The organism is Streptomyces sp. NPDC001156, from assembly GCF_053598275.1.
In genome coordinates, this window is record NZ_JBSFJX010000046.1 from 26,881 (window position 1) to 50,201 (window position 23,321).

Annotated in this window: 17 protein-coding genes; 13 read left to right on the forward strand and 4 right to left on the reverse strand. The window is 69.9% G+C overall.

Annotated features, from left to right (window positions below):
* Positions 1-28: 28 nt before the first annotated feature.
* Positions 29-718, reverse strand: coding sequence for a GntR family transcriptional regulator (locus ACWDA7_RS22320; RefSeq protein WP_450605984.1), 690 nt, complete (start codon positions 716-718; stop codon positions 29-31).
* A 288-nt stretch (positions 719-1,006) separates the two neighbouring features.
* Here ACWDA7_RS22320 and ACWDA7_RS22325 point away from each other — a divergent pair, with 288 nt between their 5' ends.
* The 6 genes from ACWDA7_RS22325 to ACWDA7_RS22350 all read left to right on the forward strand — a co-directional run bounded on the left by ACWDA7_RS22325 (position 1,007) and on the right by ACWDA7_RS22350 (position 8,555).
* A complete protein-coding gene (locus ACWDA7_RS22325; RefSeq protein WP_359407494.1) occupies positions 1,007-1,486 on the forward strand; it encodes a formate dehydrogenase subunit gamma in 480 nt (159 codons plus the stop codon).
* Positions 1,483-3,096 carry a formate dehydrogenase beta subunit gene (locus tag ACWDA7_RS22330; RefSeq protein ID WP_450605985.1) on the forward strand — a complete coding sequence of 538 codons (1,614 nt, stop codon included), beginning with the start codon at positions 1,483-1,485 and terminating at the stop codon, positions 3,094-3,096. Before ACWDA7_RS22325 ends, ACWDA7_RS22330 begins: the two co-directional genes overlap by 4 nt.
* Positions 3,093-5,912 (forward strand): formate dehydrogenase subunit alpha, encoded by a 2,820-nt coding sequence (fdhF, locus tag ACWDA7_RS22335; protein WP_450605986.1) that lies wholly within the window; start codon positions 3,093-3,095, stop codon positions 5,910-5,912. The genes ACWDA7_RS22330 and fdhF overlap by 4 nt, the downstream gene beginning before the upstream one ends.
* Position 5,913: 1 nt before the next feature.
* Complete coding sequence (locus tag ACWDA7_RS22340; RefSeq protein WP_359407485.1) at positions 5,914-6,126, forward strand: formate dehydrogenase subunit delta; 213 nt, start codon at positions 5,914-5,916, stop codon at positions 6,124-6,126.
* A gap of 241 nt (positions 6,127-6,367) precedes the next feature.
* Positions 6,368-7,381, forward strand: a complete 1,014-nt coding sequence (locus ACWDA7_RS22345) for a 2-dehydropantoate 2-reductase (protein WP_450605987.1) — start codon at positions 6,368-6,370, stop codon at positions 7,379-7,381.
* Positions 7,382-7,619: 238 nt separating this feature from the next.
* Positions 7,620-8,555: a LysR family transcriptional regulator gene (locus tag ACWDA7_RS22350; RefSeq protein WP_359411234.1), complete on the forward strand. Its 936-nt coding sequence runs from the start codon at positions 7,620-7,622 to the stop codon at positions 8,553-8,555.
* Between the two features lie 445 nt (positions 8,556-9,000).
* Here ACWDA7_RS22350 and ACWDA7_RS22355 read toward each other — a convergent pair whose 3' ends face one another.
* A complete protein-coding gene (locus ACWDA7_RS22355; RefSeq protein ID WP_450605988.1) occupies positions 9,001-10,593 on the reverse strand; it encodes a FadD7 family fatty acid--CoA ligase in 1,593 nt (530 codons plus the stop codon).
* A 268-nt stretch (positions 10,594-10,861) separates the two neighbouring features.
* On the opposite strand from ACWDA7_RS22355, the gene oxc reads away from it, so the two are divergent.
* Together oxc and frc are read left to right on the forward strand one after the other, a co-directional pair.
* Positions 10,862-12,613, forward strand: a complete 1,752-nt coding sequence (gene oxc, locus ACWDA7_RS22360; protein ID WP_450605989.1) for an oxalyl-CoA decarboxylase — start codon at positions 10,862-10,864, stop codon at positions 12,611-12,613.
* 250 nt (positions 12,614-12,863) lie between these two features.
* Entirely contained in the window at positions 12,864-14,120 is a 1,257-nt protein-coding gene (gene frc / locus ACWDA7_RS22365; protein ID WP_450605990.1) for a formyl-CoA transferase, read from the forward strand.
* Positions 14,121-14,268: 148 nt separating this feature from the next.
* Here the strand turns inward: frc and ACWDA7_RS22370 are convergent, their stop codons facing one another.
* On the reverse strand, positions 14,269-14,709 hold the full coding sequence (locus tag ACWDA7_RS22370; RefSeq protein ID WP_450605991.1) for a PAS domain S-box protein: 441 nt from the start codon (positions 14,707-14,709) through the stop codon (positions 14,269-14,271).
* Between the two features lie 269 nt (positions 14,710-14,978).
* Positions 14,979-15,341, reverse strand: coding sequence for a hypothetical protein (locus ACWDA7_RS22375; RefSeq protein ID WP_450605992.1), 363 nt, complete (start codon positions 15,339-15,341; stop codon positions 14,979-14,981).
* A gap of 221 nt (positions 15,342-15,562) precedes the next feature.
* Between ACWDA7_RS22375 and ACWDA7_RS22380 the strand changes: the two genes are divergently transcribed.
* The 5 genes from ACWDA7_RS22380 (at position 15,563) to ACWDA7_RS22400 (ending at position 23,040) form a co-directional block, all read left to right on the forward strand.
* The gene (locus tag ACWDA7_RS22380) at positions 15,563-16,207 is read left to right on the forward strand and encodes a hypothetical protein (protein ID WP_450605993.1); all 645 of its coding nucleotides are present in this window, start codon (positions 15,563-15,565) and stop codon (positions 16,205-16,207) included.
* Positions 16,208-16,691: 484 nt separating this feature from the next.
* Positions 16,692-17,951: a serine hydrolase domain-containing protein gene (locus ACWDA7_RS22385; protein WP_450605994.1), complete on the forward strand. Its 1,260-nt coding sequence runs from the start codon at positions 16,692-16,694 to the stop codon at positions 17,949-17,951.
* Between the two features lie 421 nt (positions 17,952-18,372).
* Positions 18,373-20,466: an elongation factor G gene (gene fusA / locus ACWDA7_RS22390; protein WP_450605995.1), complete on the forward strand. Its 2,094-nt coding sequence runs from the start codon at positions 18,373-18,375 to the stop codon at positions 20,464-20,466.
* A 386-nt stretch (positions 20,467-20,852) separates the two neighbouring features.
* A complete protein-coding gene (locus tag ACWDA7_RS22395) occupies positions 20,853-22,316 on the forward strand; it encodes a hypothetical protein (protein WP_450606006.1) in 1,464 nt (487 codons plus the stop codon).
* A 190-nt stretch (positions 22,317-22,506) separates the two neighbouring features.
* Complete coding sequence (locus ACWDA7_RS22400) at positions 22,507-23,040, forward strand: hypothetical protein (RefSeq protein WP_450605996.1); 534 nt, start codon at positions 22,507-22,509, stop codon at positions 23,038-23,040.
* Positions 23,041-23,321 lie beyond the last annotated feature (281 nt).

The window sequence follows — 23,321 nt, forward strand, 5'->3', positions numbered from 1 at the left end:
GGGTGGAGGCCGTGCGCCTGGCGGCCCGTCAGCTCTGGTCCGTCTCCGCGGCGATCGCGTTCCGGTACTCGGCGACGGTACGGCGGGTGTGCTGCCGCATGATCTCGCAGGCGCGGTCGGGATCGCCGTCGGCGATGGCCTGGATGAGCTGGGCGTGCTCGTTCCACGCGTCCTTGCCGCGGGGCTTGGCGATGGGGGTGTAGTACCACCGCACCTTCTGGCCGACCTGCGCGATCAACTCGGTGAGTACGGAGTTGCCGGCCACGGAGGTGATGTGGGCGTGCAGGGCGGTGTTGGCCGCGACGAGCCGTTCGACGTCGTCCTCGGCGAGGGCGTCGACGCCGGCCTGCTGCAGTGCCCAGAGCTGTTCGACGTCCTTGGGCTTCGCGTGCTGGGCGGCGAGTTCGGCGGAGTGGGTCTCCAGCACCGAGCGGACGCTGAGGAGTTCGGTGGCTTCTTCCGGGGTGGGGGAGTGGACGAAGGCGCCCTGCGCGGGGCGCAGATCGACCCAGCCGCTGGTCTGCAGGCGCTGAAGGGCTTCGCGAACGGGCTGGCGGCTGACGCCGAGGTGTTCGGCGAGTTCGGCCTCGACGAGATGCTGTCCTGGCTTGAGCGAACCATTGATGATCAGTTCGGTCAGAGCGTCGTAGACCGCCTGGCGCAGCGGAGCCGGGCGAGCCACGCGGCGGGTCGCCGCGGCTGTCAGAGCCTCGCGCATGGGACCCCCGTTCTGCCGTCCACCGGTGCGTCGGACGGCTCTGCCTGTGGTGGCGCCGGAATGATCGTTGGCGGCTTTCTCAGCATACAGGTTTTGGTATGCAAGATGGCGTGTGCCGCTGGCCTGCGGCGATGTCATGCCGGTCCGGTCACTCGGGCGCCGTCGACCAGCTTTGTGCCCATTTGTCGAAGCCGGGCAACGGCCCGCGCATCTGCGTATTTTCCGCTGCGGAACTTCTGTATACAGAAACCTGTATGGGGTATGGTCGAACGAGGAGGCGCAGCGATCATGACGATTCGCGGGAGTGACGTGACGATCGAGGACGTGGTCCGCAGGGTGGTGGCCGGTCACCGGGATCAGCGCGGTTCGCTGCTCCCCGTACTGCACGCCGTACAGGCCGAGTTGGGCCATGTGCCGCAAGAGGCGATTCCGGTGCTCGCCGACGAGCTCAACCTCTCCCGGGCCGACGTCCACGGAGTGGTGACCTTCTACCACGACTTCCGCCGCGAGCCCGCCGGGCGCACGACCGTACGGATCTGCCGTGCCGAGGCGTGCCAGGCCCTGGGCGCCGGCGAACTCGAGGACTACGCCCGCGAGGCCGGGCTGTCCCTGGGGGAGACGTCTGCGGACGGGTCGGTGACCGTCGAGCAGGTCTTCTGCCTCGGCAACTGCGCCCTCGGGCCGTCCGTAGAGGTGAACGGACGGCTGCACGGGCGCGTCGGCAAGGCCCGGCTGGGCGCGATCCTGAACGAGGCGGTCTCCTCATGAACGACGCATCGCACTCCACGGCCAAGGTCTACGTCCCGCGCGACTCGGCCGCCCGCTCCGTCGGCGCGGACGAGGTCGCGGACGCCCTGCAACGCGTGGCCGCCCGCGGAGACTTCGACATCGACGTGGTGCGCAACGGATCGCGCGGCATGCTGTGGCTGGAGCCGCTGATCGAGGTGGTCACCCCGCAGGGGCGGATTGGCTACGGACCGGTGGCCCCCTCGGACGTGGAGGACCTCCTGGCCGCCGGCATGCTCGACGGGGCCGACCATCCGCTGCGGCTCGGTGTCGTGGACGAACTGCCCTGGCTGGCCCGCCAGACCCGCGTCACCTTCGCCAGAGTCGGCGTGACCGACCCCTTGTCGCCAGAGGACTACCTCGCGCACGGTGGGCTGACGGGGCTGCGCACGGCTCTGGGGCTCAGGCCCGAGGATGTGGTCGCCGAGGTCACCGAGTCGGGGTTGCGGGGCCGGGGCGGCGCGGGATTCCCCGCGGGCATCAAATGGAAGACCGTCCTGGAGTGCACGGACGAGCTGAAGTTCGTCTGCTGCAACGCCGACGAGGGCGACAGCGGGACCTTCGCCGACCGCATGGTCATGGAGGGCGACCCGTTCATGCTCATCGAGGGCATGACCATCGCCGCGCACGCGGTGGGCGCGAGCGAGGGATACGTCTACATCCGCTCGGAGTATCCCGACGCGGTGGCCACGATGCGCTCGGCGATCGGGATCGCGCGCGAGCACGGCTGGCTCGGCAAGGGAATCCTCGGCTCGGCGCTCGACTTCGACCTGCACGTCCGCGTCGGCGCCGGCGCGTACATCTGCGGCGAGGAGACCTCCATGCTGGAGAGCCTGGAGGGCAAGCGGGGCACGGTCCGCTCGAAGCCGCCGATCCCCGCGAGCCAGGGCCTGTTCGGCAAGCCGACCGTGGTGAACAACGTCCTCACCCTGGCCACCGTGCCGACCGTGCTCGCCCACGGGGCGAAGGCCTACCAGGAACTCGGTGTCGAACGGTCGCGCGGCACCCAGGTGTTCCAGCTGGGCGGCAACGTCGCGCACGGCGGCATCGTGGAGACCGCGTTCGGTGTCACCCTGCGCGAACTCGTCGAGGACTACGGCGGCGGCACGTTCTCCGGACGGCCCGTGCGCACGGTGCAGGTCGGCGGGCCGCTCGGCGCCTATCTGCCGACCTCGATGCTCGACCTGCCCATGGACTACGAGGCCTTCGCCGCGGCCGGTGCGATGGTCGGCCACGGCGGCATCGTCGTCTTCGACGACACCGTCGACATGGCCGCCCAGGCGCGCTTCGCCATGGAGTTCTGCGCCGAGGAGTCCTGCGGCAAGTGCACACCCTGCCGGGTCGGTTCGGTACGCGGTGTCGAAGTGATCGACAAGATCGTGGCCGGGCAGCACCGGGACGAGAACCTGGCGTTGCTCGAGGACCTGTGCGACCTGATGACCGATGGCTCCCTGTGCGCCATGGGCGGGCTGACGCCGATGCCCGTGCGCAGCGCCATCGCGCATTTCCCGGACGACTTCCTCGCGCGCACCCCCGGCCGGGAGAACCAGCCCCAGCACGCGACTGGCGCGAGGACGGAGGGCACGGCATGACACTTCTCAAGGAACCCGACTTCGGCACCCCGGACCGGCCCGGCGAGGCGACGGTGTCGGTGGAGGTGGACGGACTGCCGGTCACCGTCCCCGAGGGCACGTCGGTGATGCGGGCCGCCGCGCTGGCCGGCGTCGACATACCCAAACTGTGCGCCACCGACAGCCTCGAGCCGTTCGGCTCCTGCCGGCTGTGCGTGGTGGAGATCGACGGCCGTCGCGGCACCCCTGCGTCCTGCACCACACCGGTGGCCGACGGCATGAAGGTGCGCACCCAGACCCCGAAGGTGGAGAAGCTCCGCCAGGGCGTCATGGAGCTCTACATCTCCGACCACCCCCTGGACTGCCTCACCTGCCCGGCCAACGGCGACTGCGAACTGCAGGACATGGCGGGCGTCGTCGGGCTGCGGCAGGTCCGGTACGGCTACGAGGGCGCCAATCACCTCGACGCCGAGAAGGACACGTCCAACCCGTACTTCGACTTCGACGCGTCCAAGTGCATCGTCTGCTCCCGCTGCGTACGCGCCTGCGGCGAGGTGCAGGGCACGTTCGCGCTGACCATCGAGGGGCGCGGCTTCGACTCCAAGGTCTCCCCGGGCGCCGGGGAGACGTTCATGGACTCCGAGTGCGTCTCCTGCGGGGCGTGCGTGCAGGCCTGCCCGACCTCGACGCTCCAGGAGCGTTCGGTGGTCGAACTCGGCATGCCGACCCGATCGGTGGTGACCACCTGCGCGTACTGCGGCGTCGGCTGCTCGTTCAAGGCCGAACTGCGCGGCGATGAGCTGGTGCGGATGGTGCCGTACAAGGACGGCGGGGCGAACGAGGGCCACTCCTGTGTGAAGGGCCGGTTCGCCTTCGGCTACGCGACGCACCCCGACCGGAAGCTCAAGCCCATGGTCCGCGACAAGATCACCGATCCATGGCGTGAGGTCGAGTGGGACGAGGCCATCGGCACGGTCGCCCGGCGGATGCGCCAGATCCAGGAAAGGTACGGATCGGGTTCGATCGGTGCCATCTCCTCGTCCAGGTGCACCAACGAAGAGGTCTACGTCGTCCAGAAGATGGTGCGCGCGGCCTTCGGCAACAACAACGTGGACACCTGTGCCCGCGTCTGCCACTCCCCGACGGGATACGGCCTCAAGCAGACCTTCGGCGAGTCGGCGGGCACGCAGGACTTCCGTTCGGTGGCGCAGGCCGACGTGATCATGGTGATCGGGGCGAATCCGACGGACGGTCACCCGGTGTTCGCGTCGCGGATGAAGCGCCGGCTGCGCGAGGGCGCGAAGCTGATCGTGGTCGACCCCCGCCGCATCGATCTGGTCCGCTCGCCGCACATCGAGGCCACGCACCATCTCCAGCTGCGGCCGAGCACCAATGTCGCGGTGGTCAACGCCATGGCGCACGTCGTGGTCACCGAGGGCCTGGTCGACCGGTCCTTCGTGGAGCAGCGGTGCGAAGGTTTCGACGAGTGGGCGGAGTTCGTCGCCCGCCCCGAGAACAGCCCGGAGGCGACCGAGGCTCTCACCGGTGTTCCGGCCGAGGAACTACGGGCCGCGGCCAGGCTGTACGCCGAGGCGCCCAACGGGGCCATCTACTACGGCCTCGGCGTCACCGAGCACAGCCAGGGCTCGACCATGGTGATGGGTATGGCCAACCTGGCGATGGCCTGCGGCAACATCGGCCGTGACGGCGTGGGCGTGAATCCGCTGCGCGGCCAGAACAACGTGCAGGGCTCCTGCGACATGGGCTCGTTCCCGCATGAGCTGCCCGGCTACCGGCACGTCTCCGACGACGCGGTGCGCACTGTGTTCGAGAACCTGTGGGGCGGCACCATCCTCGCCGAGCCCGGGCTGAGGATTCCCAACATGTTCGACGCGGCGATCGACGGAAGCTTCCGCGGTCTGTTCGTGCACGGCGAGGACATCGCCCAGTCCGACCCGAACCTCAAGCACGTCACCGCCGCGCTCGAGGCGATGGAACTGGTGGTCGTACAGGACCTGTTCCTCAACGAGACGGCCAAGTTCGCGCATGTCTTCCTGCCCGGCGCGTCCTTCCTCGAGAAGGACGGCACGTTCACCAACGCCGAACGCCGGATCAACCGGGTGCGCGCGGTGATGAAGCCGAAGTCGGGCAAGCACGAGTGGCAGATCGTGTGCGAGATCGCCACCGCCATGGGCTACCCCATGTCCTACGACCATCCCGGCCAGATCATGGACGAGATCGCCGCGGTCACACCGACCTTCGCCGGCGTCTCCTTCGCGCTGCTGGACAAGCTCGGCAGCATCCAGTGGCCGTGCAACGAGTCGGCACCGGAAGGCACGCCGGTCATGCACGTGGACGAGTTCGTGCACGGCAAGGGCAAGTTCGTGGTGACCGCCTATGTGCCGACGAACGAACGCAGCACCCGGCGCTTCCCGTTGGTGCTCACCACCGGACGCATCCTCAGCCAGTACAACGTCGGCGCCCAGACCCGCCGTACCGGCAACGTGGCCTGGCACCCCGAGGACATCCTGGAGTTGCACCCCCACGACGCCGAGGTACGCGGCATCTCGGACGGTGACCTGGTGACGCTGGCCAGCCGGGTCGGGCAGACCACATTGCGCGCGGAGATCTCCGACCGTATGCCGACGGGCGTGGTGTACACGACGTTCCATCACCCCGTGACCGGTGCCAACGTGGTGACCACGGAGAACTCCGACTGGGCGACCAACTGCCCCGAGTACAAGGTGACCGCCGTACAGGTCGGGCTCGCGCATCCGCTCCGGCGCGGCGACGACACGGAGGAAGTCGAGGACGACGTGCTGACGGTGGTGGACTGAGATGACCGCCACCGTGCCACCGGAACGCCGTATGGCGAACGACATCGCCGCGAATCTCGCACACCTCCCGAAGGACCGGGCCGTCGAGGCGGTCGCGGGGCACATGGACAGGTTCTGGGACCCACGGATGCGCACCCGGCTCTTCGAGTACGTCGACACCGGAGCGGACGGACTGGACCCCCTGGTGGTCGCCGCGGTCCGGCTCATGCGCTGACCCGCGCCCCCGAAGGTGCCTTCCGCGCCCGGATGACGAGGCTTCCCTCTGCCTCTGCCACCGGAGCCGGGAGGCCCTTCGGCATGCCCGGACTCGCCACGCGGCAGGCCTGGTTGCCACGGTCGCGGGCGTCCGTCCCTTCCCCGACGCCGGGTTAGGACGCGGTGCGCGGAGCCTGTACACCTCGCGAGGATACTGCATACAGTATCCATCTACGCCGTCCCTTTCAGGAGGAGTCACCGTGAAAATCGCAGTCCTCGGAGCCGGCGCGATAGGCGCCTACGTCGGAGCGGCACTGCACCGGGGTGGCGCTGAGGTCCACCTGATCGCCCGGGGCGAGCACCTGCGGGCCATGCGCGCACACGGAGTCCACGTCCGCAGCCCCCGGGGGGACTTCGTGGCGCGGCCGCACGCCACGGACGACCCGGCCGAGATCGGCCCGGTGGACTATGTGTTCTTGGGGCTGAAGGCGCACTCCTACCCGTCCAGCGGACCGCTGGTCGCCCCGCTGCTCGGCGACCGGACCGCGGTGGTGGCAGGGCAGAACGGCATTCCGTGGTGGTACTTCCACAAGCTGGCAGGCCCCTACGAAGGACTGAAGATCGAGGCGGTCGACCCGGGCGGCGCCACCAGCAAGGTGCTGCCGCCGGAACGGGCCATCGGCTGCGTCGTCTACCCCGCCACGGTCATCGAGTCCCCCGGCGTCATCCGGCACTTGGAGGGCACGCGCTTCTCCATCGGTGAGCCGTCGGGGGAGGTCTCCGAACGGTGCACGGCGCTGAGCGAAGCCATGGTCGCGGGCGGACTGAAGTGTCCCGTGGAGTCGAATCTCCGCGACGACATCTGGATCAAGCTGATGGGCAACGTGGCGTTCAATCCGATCAGCGCGCTCACCCGGGCGACGATGGCCGAGATCTGCCGGCACCCCCTCACCCGCCGGCTGGTCGCCCAACTCATGGAGGAGACCCTCGACATCGCGGCCCGGGTCGGCAGCCGCCCCGCCATCTCGATCGAGAAGCGGCTGCGCGGCGCAGAAGGAGTGGGGGACCACAAGACCTCGATGCTCCAGGACCTGGAGGCCGGCAAGCAGCTCGAACTCGACGCCATCGTGACCGCGGTGGTGGAGATGGCCGACATCTGCGGCGCCGAGGCGCCCACGCTGCGTGCGATCCACGCCGCCACCGACCTCCTCGCGCAGCGCGGTGTGGTCGGCCCGGGCAGCGGCAGCAGCGCCCCGAAGCCGGCCTCGGCCTAGCGCGGACCGTTGCGGCAGCACCGGTGCGGCACAGCCGCGCCCGCCGCAACGGCTCCGGGGCAGGGGCGTAACAGAAGACCCCGGGGTGTCGCGCTCGTGTGCCGGGCTGATCACACGGCATCTTGTCCGCCTTCGGCCGGCTCAGGGATGATCTTCCCGTCCCAGGTGCCGACCGGTGCGGGCGGCCCTGTGACTCCGCCGGAGGCCGGGCGCGGCCCCGGGCAGAGAGGAGTCGTTCATGCTGTTCCGCCAGCTGGAGTACTTCGTGGCGGTGGCCAGGGAGAGGCACTTCGCCCGCGCGGCCGAGGCCTGCTACGTCTCGCAGCCCGCGCTCTCGGCGGCCATCGCCAAGCTCGAGCGGGAGCTGAACGTCACGCTGATCAACCGGGGCCACAACTACCAGGGCCTGACCCCGGAAGGGGAACGGCTCGTCGTGTGGGCCAAACGGATCCTCGCCGAGCAGGACGCCTTCAAGGCCGAGGTGGCGGCGGTCCAGTCGGGCATCACCGGCACGCTGCGGCTGGGCACGGAGCCCACGGCGTCGACGACGTTGGCGCTGCCCGTGGCCGCCTTCTGCGCGGCCCATCCGCTGGCCAAGGTGCAGGTCCGCTCCCGGCTGTCGACGAAGGAACTCCTGCGCCAGCTCCGCGAGTTCGAACTGGACGCGGCGATAGCCCACTTCGCTCCCGGCGACCGCGAGAACCTCCAGGTGATGCCGCTGTACGAGGAGAGGTACATGCTCCTCGTCTCGGGCGACCATGTGATCTCCCAGACCAGCACCATGACATGGACGGAGGCGGCCCAGCTCCCGCTCGCGCTGCTGACGCCGGACCACCGGATCCGCGAGCTCATCGACAGCGTGTTCGCGGACAAGGGGGTCGTGGTCACCCCCCAGGTGGAGACGGACTCGATCGCCTCCCTCTACGCACACGTGGGCGGTGGCGAGTGGGCGAGCATCGTGCCGCACTCATGGCTGCGGGCGATGCCGGTCATCGGCAGGACCAGGGCGGTGCGCCTGGTCGACCCCGATGCCAGGGCCCAGGTCTCGGTGGCGATCCACGCGGCGACCCCCGGTTCGGTCGCCGCCCGGGCCTTCGTCAACGCGGCGACGAGCCTGTCGCTCGACGACTTCTTCGACCAGCCGCTGCCCACCGAGCACCGGGTGGTGCGGTGACACGGCCGCCCGGGACACCTGGCGACATATGCGCGGTGAGCGGGGAGCAGCCGTCACCTGAGCAGCCGGCAGGGTGAGCGGAAGCGCTGTGTGGCGCAAGCCCCGTGTCGCGAGAGCCGTGCGTGTGAGGCAAGCCCCGTGTGGCGGAAGGCCGGTGTGGAGACGGAAGCGCCCGTGACGGAAGCCCCGTGTGGCGAGAGCCGTGCGTGTGAAGCAAGCCCCATGCGGCGGAAGCCCGGTGTGAGACGCAAGCCCTGTGTGGCGAGAGCCGTGCGTGTGAAGCAAGCCCCGTGTGGCGGAAGGCCGGTGTGGAGACGGAAGCGCCCGTGACGCAAGCCCCGTGTGGCGAGAGCCGTGCGTGTGAGGCAAGCCCCGTGTGGCGGAAGGCCGGTGTGGAGACGGAAGCGCCCGTGACGGAAGCCCCTGTGACACACAAACCCGTCCGTCATCGCGCGTACCGGGCCTCCACCGCCCGCCGGTCGAGCGCCCCCTGGGCCGTGTGCGGCAGCGCGGCGACGACCTCGAGCCGGTCGGGCACCTCGAAGGCGGTCAGCCGGTCCCGGCAGTACTGCAGGATCTCCTCGGCCCCGACGCCCTCGCCCTCGTGCACGACGACGGCGGCGCCCACGCGCTGGCCGTAGGCCGCGTCCGGCACGGCGAACACGGCCGCCTCGGCGACTCCGGGGCATCCGGCGAGGATGTCCTCGACGTGTTCGGGCGAGACCTTCTCGCCCCCGCGGTCGATGAGGTTCTTGATGCGCCCGCTGAGGTACAGGTGGCCGTCCTCGTCCAGCGTGCCGAGGTCTCCGGTGCGGAACCAGCCGTCGGTGAAACTGCGCGCGGTCTCGGCCGGGTCGGCGAGGTAGCCACGCGTGACGGTGAGTCCCTGCACCCACACCTCGCCCTCCACACCTACGGGACAGGTGCGCCCCCTCGCGTCCACGACACGAAGGTCCACTCCGGTCGGGCCGCCGACCGACGCCTGCTTCAGGGGCCCCCGCTGGTGCAGTGGCTCACTCGTTGCCTGGTGCGTGGCCTCGGTCATCCCGTACGCGGACAGCAGCGGAGCGCCGAGCGTACGCTCCAGGGCCCGCTGCGTGGCCGTGTTGAGCGGGGCGCTGGAACTCCGCACGAATCTCAGCGGCGGGACCCTCGGCCCGGGGAACTCGATTGCGGAGCTGTCCAGCAGGATCTCGTGGACGGCAGGGACCGCGGTGAACCATGTGGCGGTCGCGGCCCGCAGGTCGGCCCAGAACGTCCGGGCCGAGAACCGGCCCCGCTCCGGCAGCAGTACGCACCCTCCGCTGGCGAGTGTCGCCAGGAGCGCCGCGAACAGCCCGTGACCGTGGAAGAACGGCATCACCGCGACCGTCGCGTCGCCGGGGCCCAGCTCGTACGTGGCGCAGATGCCTCGCACGGAGGCGGCCACATTGGTGTGTGTGAGCGGGACCATCTTGGCCCGGTCGGTGGTGCCGGCGGTGAACAGCACGAGGGCGTCATGGGCGCGGAGTTCGTGTGCCGCGCCACGGACGCGCCGTACGGTGCGGACGCCGGTGTCCAGGAGGGCCGCCGCCGTACCGGCACGCGACACCTCGACCCGCAGGGGCCAGACCGGGACCCGGACCTGTTCGGCCGACCCGGCGCCGGCCGCCGGGGGGCCGGCGAGGACCGCCTGCGCGCCCAGCGCCTCCAGCCGCGCGGACAATTGTGGCGCGGGCAGGGCGGGATCCATGGGCGCGACCACCAGCCCGGCACGCGCCGCACCGAGCAACGCGACGACGAACTCGGCGGTGTTGGCGCAGATCAGTCCCACCGCGTCGCCACGGTCGAGCCCCGTGCGACCGAGCCGGGCCGCCACGTCGTCGACGAGGGTGGACAGGGCGCGGTAGGACAGCGGCACCCGGTCCCCGGTGACGACGAGGGCCCCGGCGTGCGGACGGTCGCGTACGTGCCGGTCGAGAACATCGCTCAGGCCCGCGATCGCCGGGGGCCGGTACCGGTCCGCGTTGCGCACCGATGCCGCGGCCGGAACGGCCATGACCCCACCTCCTCGTGCGCCTTCCGATGAAGCAGTCCCCTGTGAGCCTGCGGTGGCGCACAGCACCCGTCCAATACGCGCTTGCGAACGCCCGATAGCAGCCGTTTATCAAGGGTGTTGAAAGGCCGTGCGGCCCGCCCCGACCAGGGCTCGATAGATGCTGTTTATCGGCTGGTCGCCGATGGGTCTTGGACGCGGCGATGCGCGCTGCGGAAGGTGAGAACAGAAGCCGCAGCAGCACGACTTGCCCCAAGGAGGACCTCGGACCATGACCGCCCCCTCACCACTGGAGACCGCGGCGAACGCCGACGTGCCGGCCGAGCTCACCGATGGGTACCACCTGGTCGTCGACGCACTGAAGATGAACGACGTCGACACCATCTACGGGGTGGTCGGCATCCCGATCACCGACCTGGCCCGCCTCGCACAGGCCCAGGGCATCCGCTACATCGGCTTCCGTCACGAGAGCAACGCGGGACACGCGGCGGCGGCGGCCGGGTACCTCACGAAGAAGCCCGGCGTATGCCTGACCGTGTCGGCACCGGGCTTCCTCAACGGGCTGGTCGCGCTGGCGAATGCCACCACCAACTGCTTCCCCATGGTGCAGATCTCGGGCTCCAGCGAGCGCCACCTGGTCGACCTCAAGCAGGGCGACTACGAGGAGATGGACCAGCTGGCCGCCGCGCAGCCGTTCTGCAAGGCCGCGTACCGGGTGAGCCGGGTGGAGGACATCGGCCGCGGTATCGCCCGCGCCCTGCGCACCGCGATCTCGGGGCGCCCCGGCGGTGTCTACCTCGACATCCCGGCCGCGGTGCTCGGCGCCATCATGGACGCGGAGGAGGGAGCGAAGACGCTGAGCCGTCTCGTCGACCCCGCGCCGCGCCAACTCCCGTCCGCCGAGGCCGTGGACCGGGCGATCGAGCTCCTGGCCGGCGCGCAGCGGCCGCTCGTGGTGCTCGGCAAGGGCGCCGCTTACGCACAGGCGGACGCCAAGATCCGCACGTTCATCGAGTCCACCGGTGTGCCGTACGTACCGATGTCGATGGCGAAGGGGCTGCTGCCCGACGACCACCCGCAGTCGGCGGCCACCGCCCGTTCGCTCGCGCTCAAGAAGGCCGATGTCGTGATGCTCGTGGGCGCGCGCCTCAACTGGCTGCTGAACCACGGCGAGGCGCCGCAGTGGAACCCCGACGCGAAGTTCGTCCAGGTGGACATCGAGCCCAAGGAGATGGACAGCAACCAGCCCATCGCCGCGCCGCTCGTCGGTGACATCGAGTCCGTGCTCGACGTACTGGCGGAGCGGACCAAGCCGGGCCAGATCGCGGCCCCCACGGCCTGGCGGGAGGAACTGGCCGCACGCTCGGCGCAGAACGTCGCCAAGATGGCGGAGCGCCTCAAGGCCGACCCGCATCCCATGCAGTTCATGGGTGCCTTGAAGGCGGTGCGCGATGTCGTGCACGAGCGCCCCGAGACGTACATCGTCAACGAGGGCGCCAACGCACTGGACATCGCGCGCAACGTGATCGACATGCGGGTGCCGCGCCACCGCCTCGACAGCGGCACGTGGGGCGTCATGGGCATCGGCATGGGCTACGCCATCGCCGCCGCCGTGGAGGGCGGCGCGCCCGTCGTGGCCGTGGAGGGCGACAGCGCGTTCGGCTTCAGCGGGATGGAGATCGAGACGATCTGCCGCTACAACCTGCCTGTCGTCACGGTCATCATGAACAACGGCGGTGTCTACCGGGGCGACGACGTCAACCCCCTCGGTGACGCCCCGTCCCCGACGACCCTCATGCTCTCGGCTCGCCACGACCAGATGATCGAGGCGTTCGGCGGCAAGGGCTACCGCGCGACCACGCCCGCCGAGGTCACCGCCGCCCTCACCGAGGCGCTGGAGTCGGGCGGTCCGGCGCTCATCGACTGCGTGATCGACCCGTCGGCCGGCACCGAGAGCGGCCACATCTCGCACCTCAACCCCAAGGGCATCACGGTCGGCAACATCACGCCGGCGAAGAAGTAGCGCCTGCGACGCGAGCGCCACAGACGCGAGCGCCGCCGAGGCGATCCCGCCGACGCGAGTGCCGGCCATCCCGGGCCCGCGAACCGCGAATTCGGCGTCCGCGGGCCTGGTAGCCCGAGCACCCGCAATCGGAGGGCCTGCCGCCCCAGGACTCGCCGTCCCGGTGCCTGCCGTCCGAACGCCTTTGAACCCCGAACTCCCGTCCCACACACCCACCCTCGCACCAGAGCATTCAGGAAAAGGAAGCCACATGAGTGAAAAGCCGCTCGCCGGAATCAAGGTGATCGACTTCACCGGGGTCCAGGCCGGTCCCGCGTGCACCCAGATGCTCGCCTGGTTCGGCGCCGATGTCATCAAGGTCGAGCGCATCAGCGGCGGAGATGTGACCCGCCGTCAGCTGCGTGACATCCCTGACATCGACGCCCTCTACTTCACGATGCTGAACAGCAACAAGCGCTCGCTGGCCATCAACACCAAGACCCCCGAGGGCAAGGAGGTCATGGAGAGACTGATCCGCGAGTCGGACATCCTGGTCGAGAACTTCGCGCCGGGCGCCATGGACCGTATGGGTCTCGGGTGGGACCACATCCATGAGCTGAACCCGCGCCTGATCTTCGGTTCCGTCAAGGGCTTCAACGACGACTCCAAGTGGAACGACCTCAAGGTCTACGAGAACGTCGCGCAGGCCGCCGGCGGCGCCGCGTCCACCACCGGGTTCTGGGACGGCCCGCCCACCATCAGCGGCTCGGCCCTCGGTGACAGCAACACCGGTATGCACCTGCTGATCGGCCTGCTGACGGCGATCATCCAGCGCAACCAGACGGGCCTTGGGCAGAAGGTGTCGGTGTCGATGCAGGACGCCGTGCTCAACCTGACCCGGGTCAAGCTGCGTGACCAGCAGCGTCTGGAGCGGGTCGGCTACCTGGAGGAGTACCCGCAGTACCCGCATGGCGAGTTCGGCGACGCGGTGCCCCGCGGCGGCAACGCAGGTGGCGGCGGCCAGCCGGGCTGGATCCTGAAGTGCAAGGGCTGGGAGACCGACCCCAACGCCTACATCTACTTCACGGTCCAGGAGCAGAACTGGGCCCGCACCTGCGAGGCCATCGGTCACCCCGAGTGGAAGGACGACCCGGAGTACACCTCCGCCCGGGCCCGCCAGCCGCACATCATGGAGATCTTCGGCGAGATCGAGAAGTGGCTCGCCGACAAGACCAAGTACGAGGCGGTCGACATCCTGCGCGAGTGGGAGGTGCCCTGCGCCCCCGTGCTCAGCATGAAGGAGCTCGCCGAGGACCCCGACATGCGCAAGAGCGGCACGATCGTCGAGGTCGACCAGAAGGAGCGCGGCACCTACCTGACGGTGGGCAGCCCGATCAAGTTCTCCGCCTTCAAGCCCGACGTCGCCGGCGCGCCGCTGCTGGGCGAGCACACGGACGAGGTGCTTGCGGACCTCGGCTACGACGTGGAGTCGATCCGCAAGCTGCACGAGAACGAGGTCGTCGCCTGACCCGAACTACTACGGGTGCCCTGCGCGCGAGTATCGCGTGCAGGGCACCCGTGCGTATGAGGGGACGTCAGCCGAACGCCCACCCGGCGGGCCGCAGACGCGAGGTCGGCCGACTGCGGCCCGCACCGGGTGTGTCTCGCCGATCGCGTCAAACAGTCGTACCGGCCGACGCGGACTGAAGTTGCCGGCGGATCTCCTTCTCCCGGGCGCGTCGCGCGGTGACGTCCCGGATAACCGCTCCGACGTGACTTGCGTTGCCGTCGGCGTCGGTCAACATGACCACGCTGAACTCGATGGAAATGGTCCTGCCGTCCGCGGTCACTGCGGGAACCGCCAGGAGGTCGTCCTGCCCGTACTTGCTGGACCCACTCGCCATGGACGCATCGAAGCCGTCCCAATGACGCCGCCGGTGCTTCTCGGGGATGATCGCGTCCAGGCTCTGCCCGGCAACCTCGGCAGCCGAGTATCCGAAGATCCGCTCCGCCCCCTGATTCCAGTAGCGGATCAGTCCTTGACGATCGACGATCACGATGCCGTCGGGTGCCTGGGCCGCCATGTCCAGCATGACCGCAGCGTCCAGAAGTTCCATTCCGCGTCTCCTTCGAGCGGGGCGAAATCGATCCGTGTGTGCAGCATACAAAATACGGTATCCATCCGGGCCTGGGCCAGGTTCGGACGGCGATGGTGTCGTGATGGGGAAGGGTGTTGCCCGACCAAGACTCCACACCCGCGCCGCGCGGTGAACGGGCCGGCATGGATCGCGATGTTCGCGTTGTCGCCTGGAGGGTGCCGCTGTTCGTCGGAGTACTGCGGGCAGCAATGATCAGCCAGCGGACCTGACCGAGGTCACGAGAGCCGTCACACCGTCCGCATGAGTCGTTCAGCGTGCTCCAACTCGTCCTGCCGGATGGCGCTGGGCTGTGCCCCGCAGAACTGCCATCGCGTGGTGACACCGTCGGGACCCTCGAACTCGCCCCGGGACAGAGCGGTTTCGATCCGGCTGCGAACGTCGGCCTCGGATTCGGGTGCGGCAGCGAACAGCACTCGCAGCGCCACTTCGTCGCCAGAGCGCTCGGTCGAGGTGTGGTGCGGCGCCAGCGGGCACGGAGGCTCGTGGTCCCAGTGCCCGCACAGCGCGACCGTGATGGCTGCGCCAAGGGCTCGTACATCACCGTCGGCTGCCATCCGGACGACCCCGTCATGGGCGAAAGCTCGGCGCATCGGCTCAGTATGGACCTGGACATCGAGGCGCGTTGTTAGACACACTCCCGTCGCCCGCGACCAGATCACCGGCGGCATGGTTCTGCCTGACGCGTGGCCTGATCGGACCGCCACCGGTGTCATCTGTCCGCGTCCGGCTGGAGTCAGATGACCTGAAATGGGGTGATCCAGAAGGAAGTTGGGTAGCAGGGTCAAAGCCGCGAAGAAGGGGAGACACTCGTATGACGCCGTGGGAAGTGGCCGTCGCACAGGCCGACGTGACCGGCCACGTGATCCTCTTCACACAGGCACCGATCGTGAAGAAGCTCCGCGTGCGCGGTGTCCTCCCGGGCCCCCACCAGTCGCCGGCCGTACGGATCGCCCTCGGCGGACGCAAGGCGGACGTCCACGATCTCCTCACCATCTACGAGTTGCCGCTCCTTCAGCAGGACGAGCTGCTGAGCCCATGGGAGGCGGTCAGTCGCGTACGGCACGAGGCTGGTGAATTGCGCTTCTACTCAGGTGACCAGGTGGACACCGTGCTCGGCACGCCGCTGATCAGGCTCGTGGAGGACGCGCCCTACCAGGAGAGTCTGGAGGACCGGGCGCATGCCCTGCTGACCACGCTGAACTGCCCGGCTCCGGGCGATGAGGAGCGGGAGAAGGCGCCGTCGCTGCTGGTCGGCTTTCTGTACCTGGGCGAGGGCCGGATGCGGCTCTACGTGCGGCACCAGGATGGTCTCGACGTGGTGGGCTGCGATGTGCGGCTCGCGGAGGCGGGTCCGGCCGTGATCGCGGAGGTGTTCTCCCGGTCGCAGGAGCGGGAGCTGTTCGATGTGCCGGAGGACGATCCGCACTGTGCGGCTGTGGTGGATCTGACGCGCTGACCGGATCAGGGGAGCCTCTCGGCGAAGTTCGACCGCGCGTTGCCCTCGGCCACCACAGAGGTCCCTCATTCTCAAGGCACGACCGTGCGGAACCGGTGACGACGATCACCGCCCTCAGCGACTCCCAGCGGATTGCGTCGACTGGCCGCTGCGTTGAGGTCGCAGTGACCGCTCCCCGGGCGGGACGGTGAATCCGAGCAATGGGGGGACCGCCAATGTCACCCGTTCGGCGGGACTCGCCATCGGCCGGCTCATGACCCGTTTGGGGGTTGCACGTACATCGGCCGGAGATCTGCATCGCCCCCGCGTCACGTCGTGCGCGCCGCCGCCCCGCGCCGATCAGGGCCTTGCGTCAGGCCTCGGGGTTTCGGCGTGCGCCCGGCGCCGACGGGCGGGCGAGTGCGGTCGCTCATAAGCTCGGTTCCACCTCGCGGCTCGAGTCCCACGACCCGGCCGTCTTCCGCGGCTCACCTGGAGTCAGTCCATGACGCATGTGCGCAGACGGTTGCGCAGTGGGGCCAAGACCGCCGCCATGCTGGGGGCCCTCGCGCTGCCGGTCGTGGCGGGGGCCGCGTTCGGCGTGCCCGAGCCGGATGCCACCGAGGTGCCCGTCGCCGTACCGCACTCGTTGTCGGATCAGGGGCCCGATCCCGGGGTGCTGCAACTCACCTCAGACGTGAAAGAACGGCTCGACGACGCCGTTCAGGGGGTCATGCGCGAGGCCGACGTGCCCGGTGTGACCGTGGGGCTGTGGACGCCCGACCGGGGCAGTTATGTGCGGTCGTTCGGAGTCGCCGACCAGCGCGACGGGCGGTCGATGGCCGCGGATCTGTACATGCGGATCGGCAGTGAGACCAAGACGTTCACCGTGACGGCGTTACTCCAGTTGGCCGACCGGGGCAGGGTGGGTCTTGACGATCCCATCGCGAAGTACGTCGACGGGGTGCCGAACGGGGGCAGGATCACCCTGCGCCAACTGGCAGGGATGCGCAGTGGCCTGTTCAACTACACCAGGGACGAGACCTTCAACAAGGCGCTGACCTCCGATCCGAGGCGGTCCTTCACACCGCGGGAGCTGCTCGGCTACGCCTTCGGGCACCCCGCCCTGTTCCCGCCCGGGGAGAGGTTCGACTACAGCAACACCAATCTCGTCCTGCTGGGCCTGGTCGTCGAGAAGGCCGGTGGCCTGCCGCTCAGGGACTTCATCCGGAAGAACGTGCTCGCACCGGCCGGGCTGGACCACTCGGTGTTCCCGACCGACGCCGCGTTCCCCGTTCCGCACGCGCAGGGGTACACCGACCAGACCGCGAGCGGGAAGGTCGAGGACGCGGCCGACTGGAATCCGTCGTGGGCCTGGGCGGCCGGCGCGATGATCTCCGATCTGCGGGATCTGCGCACATGGGCGCGGACGGTGGCCACCGGCACACTTCCGGACGGCGGCACCCTCGTCAGCCCCGCTGTGCAGAAGCAGCGGCTGACCACGCCATCGCCTCCGGACCCGGGCTCCGGGTACGGCCTCGGCATCTTCAACGTCCATGGCTGGATCGGGCACAACGGTTCCATGCCGGGATACGGGTCCCTGACCGTGTATCTCCCCTCGTCCCAGGCGACTTTGGTCGTCCTGCTCAACACCGACATCGACCACGACGGCGAGGAGCCCAGCACCCTCTTCGGCGAGGCCATCACCGGCATCGTCACGCCGAGGCACGTCTTCGACCTGCCCGCGCAGCCCGCGGACCGCTGAGGGTCCCCGCCGCGAATAATCCGGTGCCGAGCGGCCGTCCCGCTTCCTACACTCACCACGTATCGCGCGCCGCCCCGTCCTCGCGGCGCGTGTCATGACGAGTGAGGGGAGCCGGGCCGTGCGTGAGCGCACCGCTGTCGTCGTCCCCTCGTCACGCTACGAGGTGATCCTCGTGTCCTCGTTCGTCCGGTGCCGGCTGCGCGGCCGGAACCGGATGCCCGGGACGAACCTCTGATCTCTGTCCGCCCCCGCCCGTGCGTGCCATGGCGGGCCCGGGCGGATGTCCGAACCCGTCCCGGTCACGGACGCGTTGTGCGGGCGTGCTGCTCCGAGCAGGACGCCACGACCTCCAGGCAGGAGGGCACCACGTGCGTCCTGCAATCGCGCCGCCCCGTCGGATCATCCCGAAAGGCCATGGGCCGTGCGCACCGACCTGCACCGTCAATCCATCAGTCCCCTCACCGCCGTTCGCAACCTGGGCATCCTCGCCCACGTCGACGCCGGGAAGACCACCGTCACCGAGCGGATCCTGTACCTGACCGGGACCACGCACAAGCGCGGCGAGGTCCACGAGGGCACGACCGTCACCGACTTCGACCCCCAGGAGCGCGACCGTGGCATCACCATCTTCGCCGCTGCCGTCAGTTGCAGCTGGGACGGCCACCGGATCAACCTGATCGACACCCCGGGCCACGTGGACTTCGCCGACGAGGTGGAGCGCTCGCTGCGTGTGCTGGACGGCGCGATCGCCGTGTTCGACGCGGTCGCGGGTGTCGAGCCGCAGAGCGAGTCGGTGTGGCGGCAGGCCGACCGGTACGGGGTGCCGCGGATCGCCTTCGTGAACAAGCTGGATCGCGCCGGCGCCGACCTCGACACCGCGGTCGACTCCATCAGGAGGCGGCTGCATCCGGCCCCGCTGGTCGTCCAGTTGCCGATCGGCGCGGAGGACGGCTTCACCGGCGTGGTGGATCTGCTGCGTATGCGATCGCTGATCTGGACGGAGGGCAGCGACACGGCCGCGGAGGGCCCGGTGCCGGCCGCCCTGCACGACGAGGCGCTACGACGCCGCAGGCTGCTGGAGGAGGCCGTGGCCGAACTCGATCCCTCGGCACTGGAGGAGTTCTGCGCGCGCTCCACGCTGGACGAGCGGACCCTGCGTCGTGCGCTGCGTGAGTTGACCCGGACCGGTGAGGGCGTGGTCGTGCTGTGCGGTTCCGCTTACCGCAACCGGGGGATCGAACCGCTGCTCGACGCGGTCGCGGACTACCTGCCCTCGCCGCTGGACGTGCCCGCGGTGCGCGGCACCGTGGGCGGCGCCGAGCAGGAACGGGCGGCCGACCCGGCGGCGCCGTTCGCGGCGCTGGCGTTCAAGGTGAACGCGGGTGCCACGGGCCGGCTCACCTGTCTGCGCGTGTATTCGGGCACGTTGAGGAAGGGAGACACCGTGCTGGACGCGAGCACCGGGCGCACCGAGCGGATCGCCCGGATCCTGCGGGTGCGGGCCGATCGCCACACGGAGCTGGAGACCGCCGTGGCCGGGGACATCGTCGCGGTGATCGGGCCGAAGCGGGCCCGCGCCGGTTCGACGCTGTGCGCACCGGGGTCACCGCTGGTCCTGGAACCGCCGGTGGTCGCCGATCCGGTGGTCTCCGTCGCGGTCGAGGCCCGCAGGAGCACCGACAGCGACCGCCTGGTCCCGGCGCTTGCGCGGCTGGTCGAGGAGGACCCCTCGCTGGTCCTGCGCACCGACGCCGAGACCGGTCAGACGGTGCTGTCCGGCATGGGCGAACTGCACCTGGAGGTGGCGGTCGAGAAGGTCCGCCGCGCCCACGGTCTCGACGTCAACGTCGGCCGTCCGAGGGTGACATACCGGGAGACGGTCGTCCGCGGGGTGGCGGGGCAGCTGTACCGCCACGTCAAACAGGACGGCGGCGCGGGGCAGTTCGCGCATGTGGTCCTCGATGTGGAACCGCTGGAGGCGGAGGGAGACGGTGGTGCCGCGAGCGGATTCGAGTTCCGCTCGGTCGTCGTCGGCGGCCGGGTGCCGCAGGAGTACGTCCGGGCGGTGGAGGCCGGATGCCGGGACGCCCTGGCGGAGGGGCCGCTCGGCGGCCATCCGGTGACCGGGCTGCGCGTCGTCCTGACCGACGGCGCGACCCATCCCAAGGACTCCTCGGAGACGGCTTTCCGCACGGCCGGCCGGCTCGGGCTGCGTCAGGCGCTCAGAGCCTGCGCCTTGGTCCTGCTGGAACCGGTGGCGGAAGTCACGGCCACTGTGCCCGACGACGCGGTCGGCTCGGTGCTCGGTGACCTGGCGGCACGCCGGGGGCGGGTGTCGGGCACGGAGGCGCGGGCGAGCACGACGGTGCTCATCGCCACCGTGCCGCTGGCCGAACTGTTCGGCTACGCGACCCGGTTGCGCAGCCGCACCCAGGGCCGCGGCGCCTTCACCAGCCGGCCCGCCGGCCATGCCCCGGTCCCGGGGTCGATGTCTGACGGGACGTCGACCCGGTAACCCGGTCCTGGTGAGGGGTCGGCCCCGCTCACGGGCGGGGCCGGCCTCCGATCGGACGGCGGCCCGTTGACCCGGCGACGGTTCGGTCCTGCGTGCGGGAGACCGGTGCCTGAAGGATGCCCCCAGCACTCCGCTGCACCGCTGGCCCGGTGACGGTTCCTTCGAGAGCGGGACCGTCACCAGGTCAACGGGCAGGCACCTCCAACTCCCCTCTGCCACAAGCCATTTAACCCTCTACGCCGTGGCTCACATCACACCCCGCGGTGATCGGAATGTGCATGCGGCTTCACATGTTCATGGCATGCTCACATCTTGTTACTCGCCGGTATTTCTGAACCGGCGGGTCTTTTCCGCTACCCCCCACCACCTCAGGACAGGTCTTGCGAATCCGCAAGTGGCGCCTGCGGGCCGTCGTGCCCGCACTCACAGCCTCCACACTCCTGCTCGCCTCGGGCTGCTCGTCCGGCCCCGGTCCGTCCTCCGCCTCTGACGCCGCGCGCGCCGGACAGGCCGAGGCCGCCGTGCAGGCGACCAGCGACACCGATCGCCCGCTCGCTGTCGCCGCCGCACCCGCCGCGACGCCGACCGCACTCGCTCGGCCGGGCAAGAGCGGCGGACAGGCCCGGCCGAGCACGCTCAAAGTAAGTTCGTACGACCGTCACACCCGGCGGGCCGTCATCTCCCATAGGAGTAAAGGAACTGTCCCTCCGTCAGGTACCCCCACCACAACGACTCCTTCGAGCTCCCCGAGTGGCTCCTCCGAGTCGGGGCGCATCGCGGTCGGCGACGTGATCGCCAGCGCGCCCGCGCCGGGCGCCCCGGACGGTCTGCTCGCCAGGGTCACCGAGGTGCTGGGCGAGAAGGGCGACGGCACCGAGGTGCAGACGGCGCCGACCACCCTCGACGCCCTGCTCGGTGACGACGATGCCAAGGGCGCGGTGCCGGTGGACCCGGCATCTTTCGACATCGAACGGCTGCTGCCCGATGTGAAGGTCTCCTGGGCCAAGACGGGCGACCTCCACTCCGGACCCGAGGGCACGAAGGTCCCGTTGGGCAGCCTGCGCGTGGACGTTCAGGCCGATGTGCCCGTGGCCGCAGGTGCACCGGTGCCGGCGAACGCGACCGTGGCCGGATACGTCCAGGTCGCGCCCGAGGTCGACTTCTCCTACGGGGGAGGCGGTTCGGGCGCCTCCGCCGGGGATGCCGGGCCCGCCGGGCCCGCCTCGGCGTACCTCGGGGTCTCGGGCGACTGGACCTCGCAGTGGTCCCTGAAGGGCCGGGCCTCGGCGTCCGCGAAGCCGGTGCGGGTGCCGTTCGCCAAGCTCCACGCCGATCCCGTCCTCCAGGTAGGCCCCATCCCCGTTGTCGTCAACCTCGATTTGACCTGCTACTTCGAGATCAGCGGCGACGGCCGGGTGACCGTCTCGGTCGAACAGGACCTCAAGGGCGACTTCAAGGCCGGCGGCACCTTCGGCGCGGCCAAGGGCTGGACGCCCGTGAACGAGTCGACGATGACGAGCACCCCGGTCCGCGCCTCCGTCACGACCGCGGGCGGCGTCAAGGCGGTCCTCGGCGCGGAGGCCGCAGTGGGTCTGTACGGCGCGGTGGGCGTCACCGCCGACCTCGCACCGTATCTGCGGGGCGAGGCCTCGGCGACGGCGACGGCCGCCGCCGGCTCGGGCACCCAGCCCACGGCCGCCGTACTCGGGTCATGGGCCCTGTACGGCGGTGTCGACCTGAGCGGGGCGCTGCAGGTGCAGTTGGCCGTGTTCGGCACGCCCGTTGTCCGGCACACCGTTCCGCTCGGCGCACTGCACCGGGAGTGGAGGCTCGCCGGCAGCAGCGCGTAGGAGCGGCGCGAGCGCGGTAGGGCGGGCGTCCCGGGCGGGTGGCGACGCCCGCCCGTGCTGCCCGTCCCGTCCCGTGGGACGTCCCTCGCGCTGTCCGGAACAGCGAAACGGAATTCCCGGCCGCCGCCACGGAAACGCTGGGCGTCGTGAGATCACGCTTCGTGATCGCACTGTCAGCACGGAGGTTTCCATGATTCGTCGGACACTGCAGGGCGGCCTGGTGGCCGCGGTCGCGCTCTTCGCGCTCGTGCCCACGGCGGCCGTGGCCGTCGAGGGCGACCAGGCCATTCCGGCGCCGGTCGTCGCGACGGTCCCGCACCGTCCGCACACGCTGCTCCCCGTCGCCCCCGCCCGGCACGCACCGGTCCGTCACCGGGCACACCACTCCAAGCGGTGCCATCACCACCTCAAGCGCGCGCGACATCTTCGTCACGTTCGTCACGCGAGCCGCACCCACCACATCACCGGCACTGCCTACCACCGTGGTGCCGTGCGGGTCGTGGGGCGCGTGACCACGCGGCACGTCCGGCTGAACATCCGCTCCGGTCCCGGCCTCGGGTACCGGGTGGTCGGCCACCGTCACGCCCAGGGTCGGCTGTTGCTGGTCTGCAAGAAGCACGGCTCGTACGTCTACGGGAACGGGCGCTGGTACAGGCTCGCGGGTGGAAGGGGGTATGTGTCCGCCCACTACGTCCGTGCGCGGAGCGCCGTGCCCTGGTGCTGACGCGCCCCGTCCCGATCTCTCCCGAAGATGCGGTCTGCCCGGACACCCGAGGGTGTCCGGGCAGGCTGTCCGTGTGTCACCGACTTGATGGTTTGCCGATCTCTTTCCGGAACCAATGTGTGGCGGCCCTATATTGACGGGAACACATCCCGACAACAGGGGCGAACTGCCCAAAATGGAATCGGCGTTGAGGGACAGGTCATGCGACATCCCCAAGGACCCAGACCTTGAACCCTCCCTCCGCTGAAGCAGGGGGATTCCTGGCTCAGGCTGCCTGCGGG

Excerpts from the sequence above, each read along its gene's own strand:
- frc (WP_450605990.1), top strand. The coding sequence starts at position 12,864 with ATGAGTGAAAAGCCGCTCGCCGGAATCAAGGTGATCGACTTCACCGGG.
- ACWDA7_RS22325 (WP_359407494.1), top strand. The coding sequence starts at position 1,007 with ATGACGATTCGCGGGAGTGACGTGACGATCGAGGACGTGGTCCGCAGG.
- oxc (WP_450605989.1), top strand. The coding sequence starts at position 10,862 with ATGACCGCCCCCTCACCACTGGAGACCGCGGCGAACGCCGACGTGCCG.
- fdhF (WP_450605986.1), top strand. The coding sequence starts at position 3,093 with ATGACACTTCTCAAGGAACCCGACTTCGGCACCCCGGACCGGCCCGGC.
- ACWDA7_RS22320 (WP_450605984.1), bottom strand. The coding sequence starts at position 718 with ATGCGCGAGGCTCTGACAGCCGCGGCGACCCGCCGCGTGGCTCGCCCG.
- ACWDA7_RS22400 (WP_450605996.1), top strand. The coding sequence starts at position 22,507 with ATGATTCGTCGGACACTGCAGGGCGGCCTGGTGGCCGCGGTCGCGCTC.
- ACWDA7_RS22375 (WP_450605992.1), bottom strand. The coding sequence starts at position 15,341 with ATGCGCCGAGCTTTCGCCCATGACGGGGTCGTCCGGATGGCAGCCGAC.
- ACWDA7_RS22330 (WP_450605985.1), top strand. The coding sequence starts at position 1,483 with ATGAACGACGCATCGCACTCCACGGCCAAGGTCTACGTCCCGCGCGAC.
- ACWDA7_RS22385 (WP_450605994.1), top strand. The coding sequence starts at position 16,692 with ATGACGCATGTGCGCAGACGGTTGCGCAGTGGGGCCAAGACCGCCGCC.
- ACWDA7_RS22355 (WP_450605988.1), bottom strand. The coding sequence starts at position 10,593 with ATGGCCGTTCCGGCCGCGGCATCGGTGCGCAACGCGGACCGGTACCGG.
- ACWDA7_RS22340 (WP_359407485.1), top strand. The coding sequence starts at position 5,914 with ATGACCGCCACCGTGCCACCGGAACGCCGTATGGCGAACGACATCGCC.
- ACWDA7_RS22370 (WP_450605991.1), bottom strand. The coding sequence starts at position 14,709 with ATGGAACTTCTGGACGCTGCGGTCATGCTGGACATGGCGGCCCAGGCA.
- ACWDA7_RS22380 (WP_450605993.1), top strand. The coding sequence starts at position 15,563 with ATGACGCCGTGGGAAGTGGCCGTCGCACAGGCCGACGTGACCGGCCAC.
- ACWDA7_RS22350 (WP_359411234.1), top strand. The coding sequence starts at position 7,620 with ATGCTGTTCCGCCAGCTGGAGTACTTCGTGGCGGTGGCCAGGGAGAGG.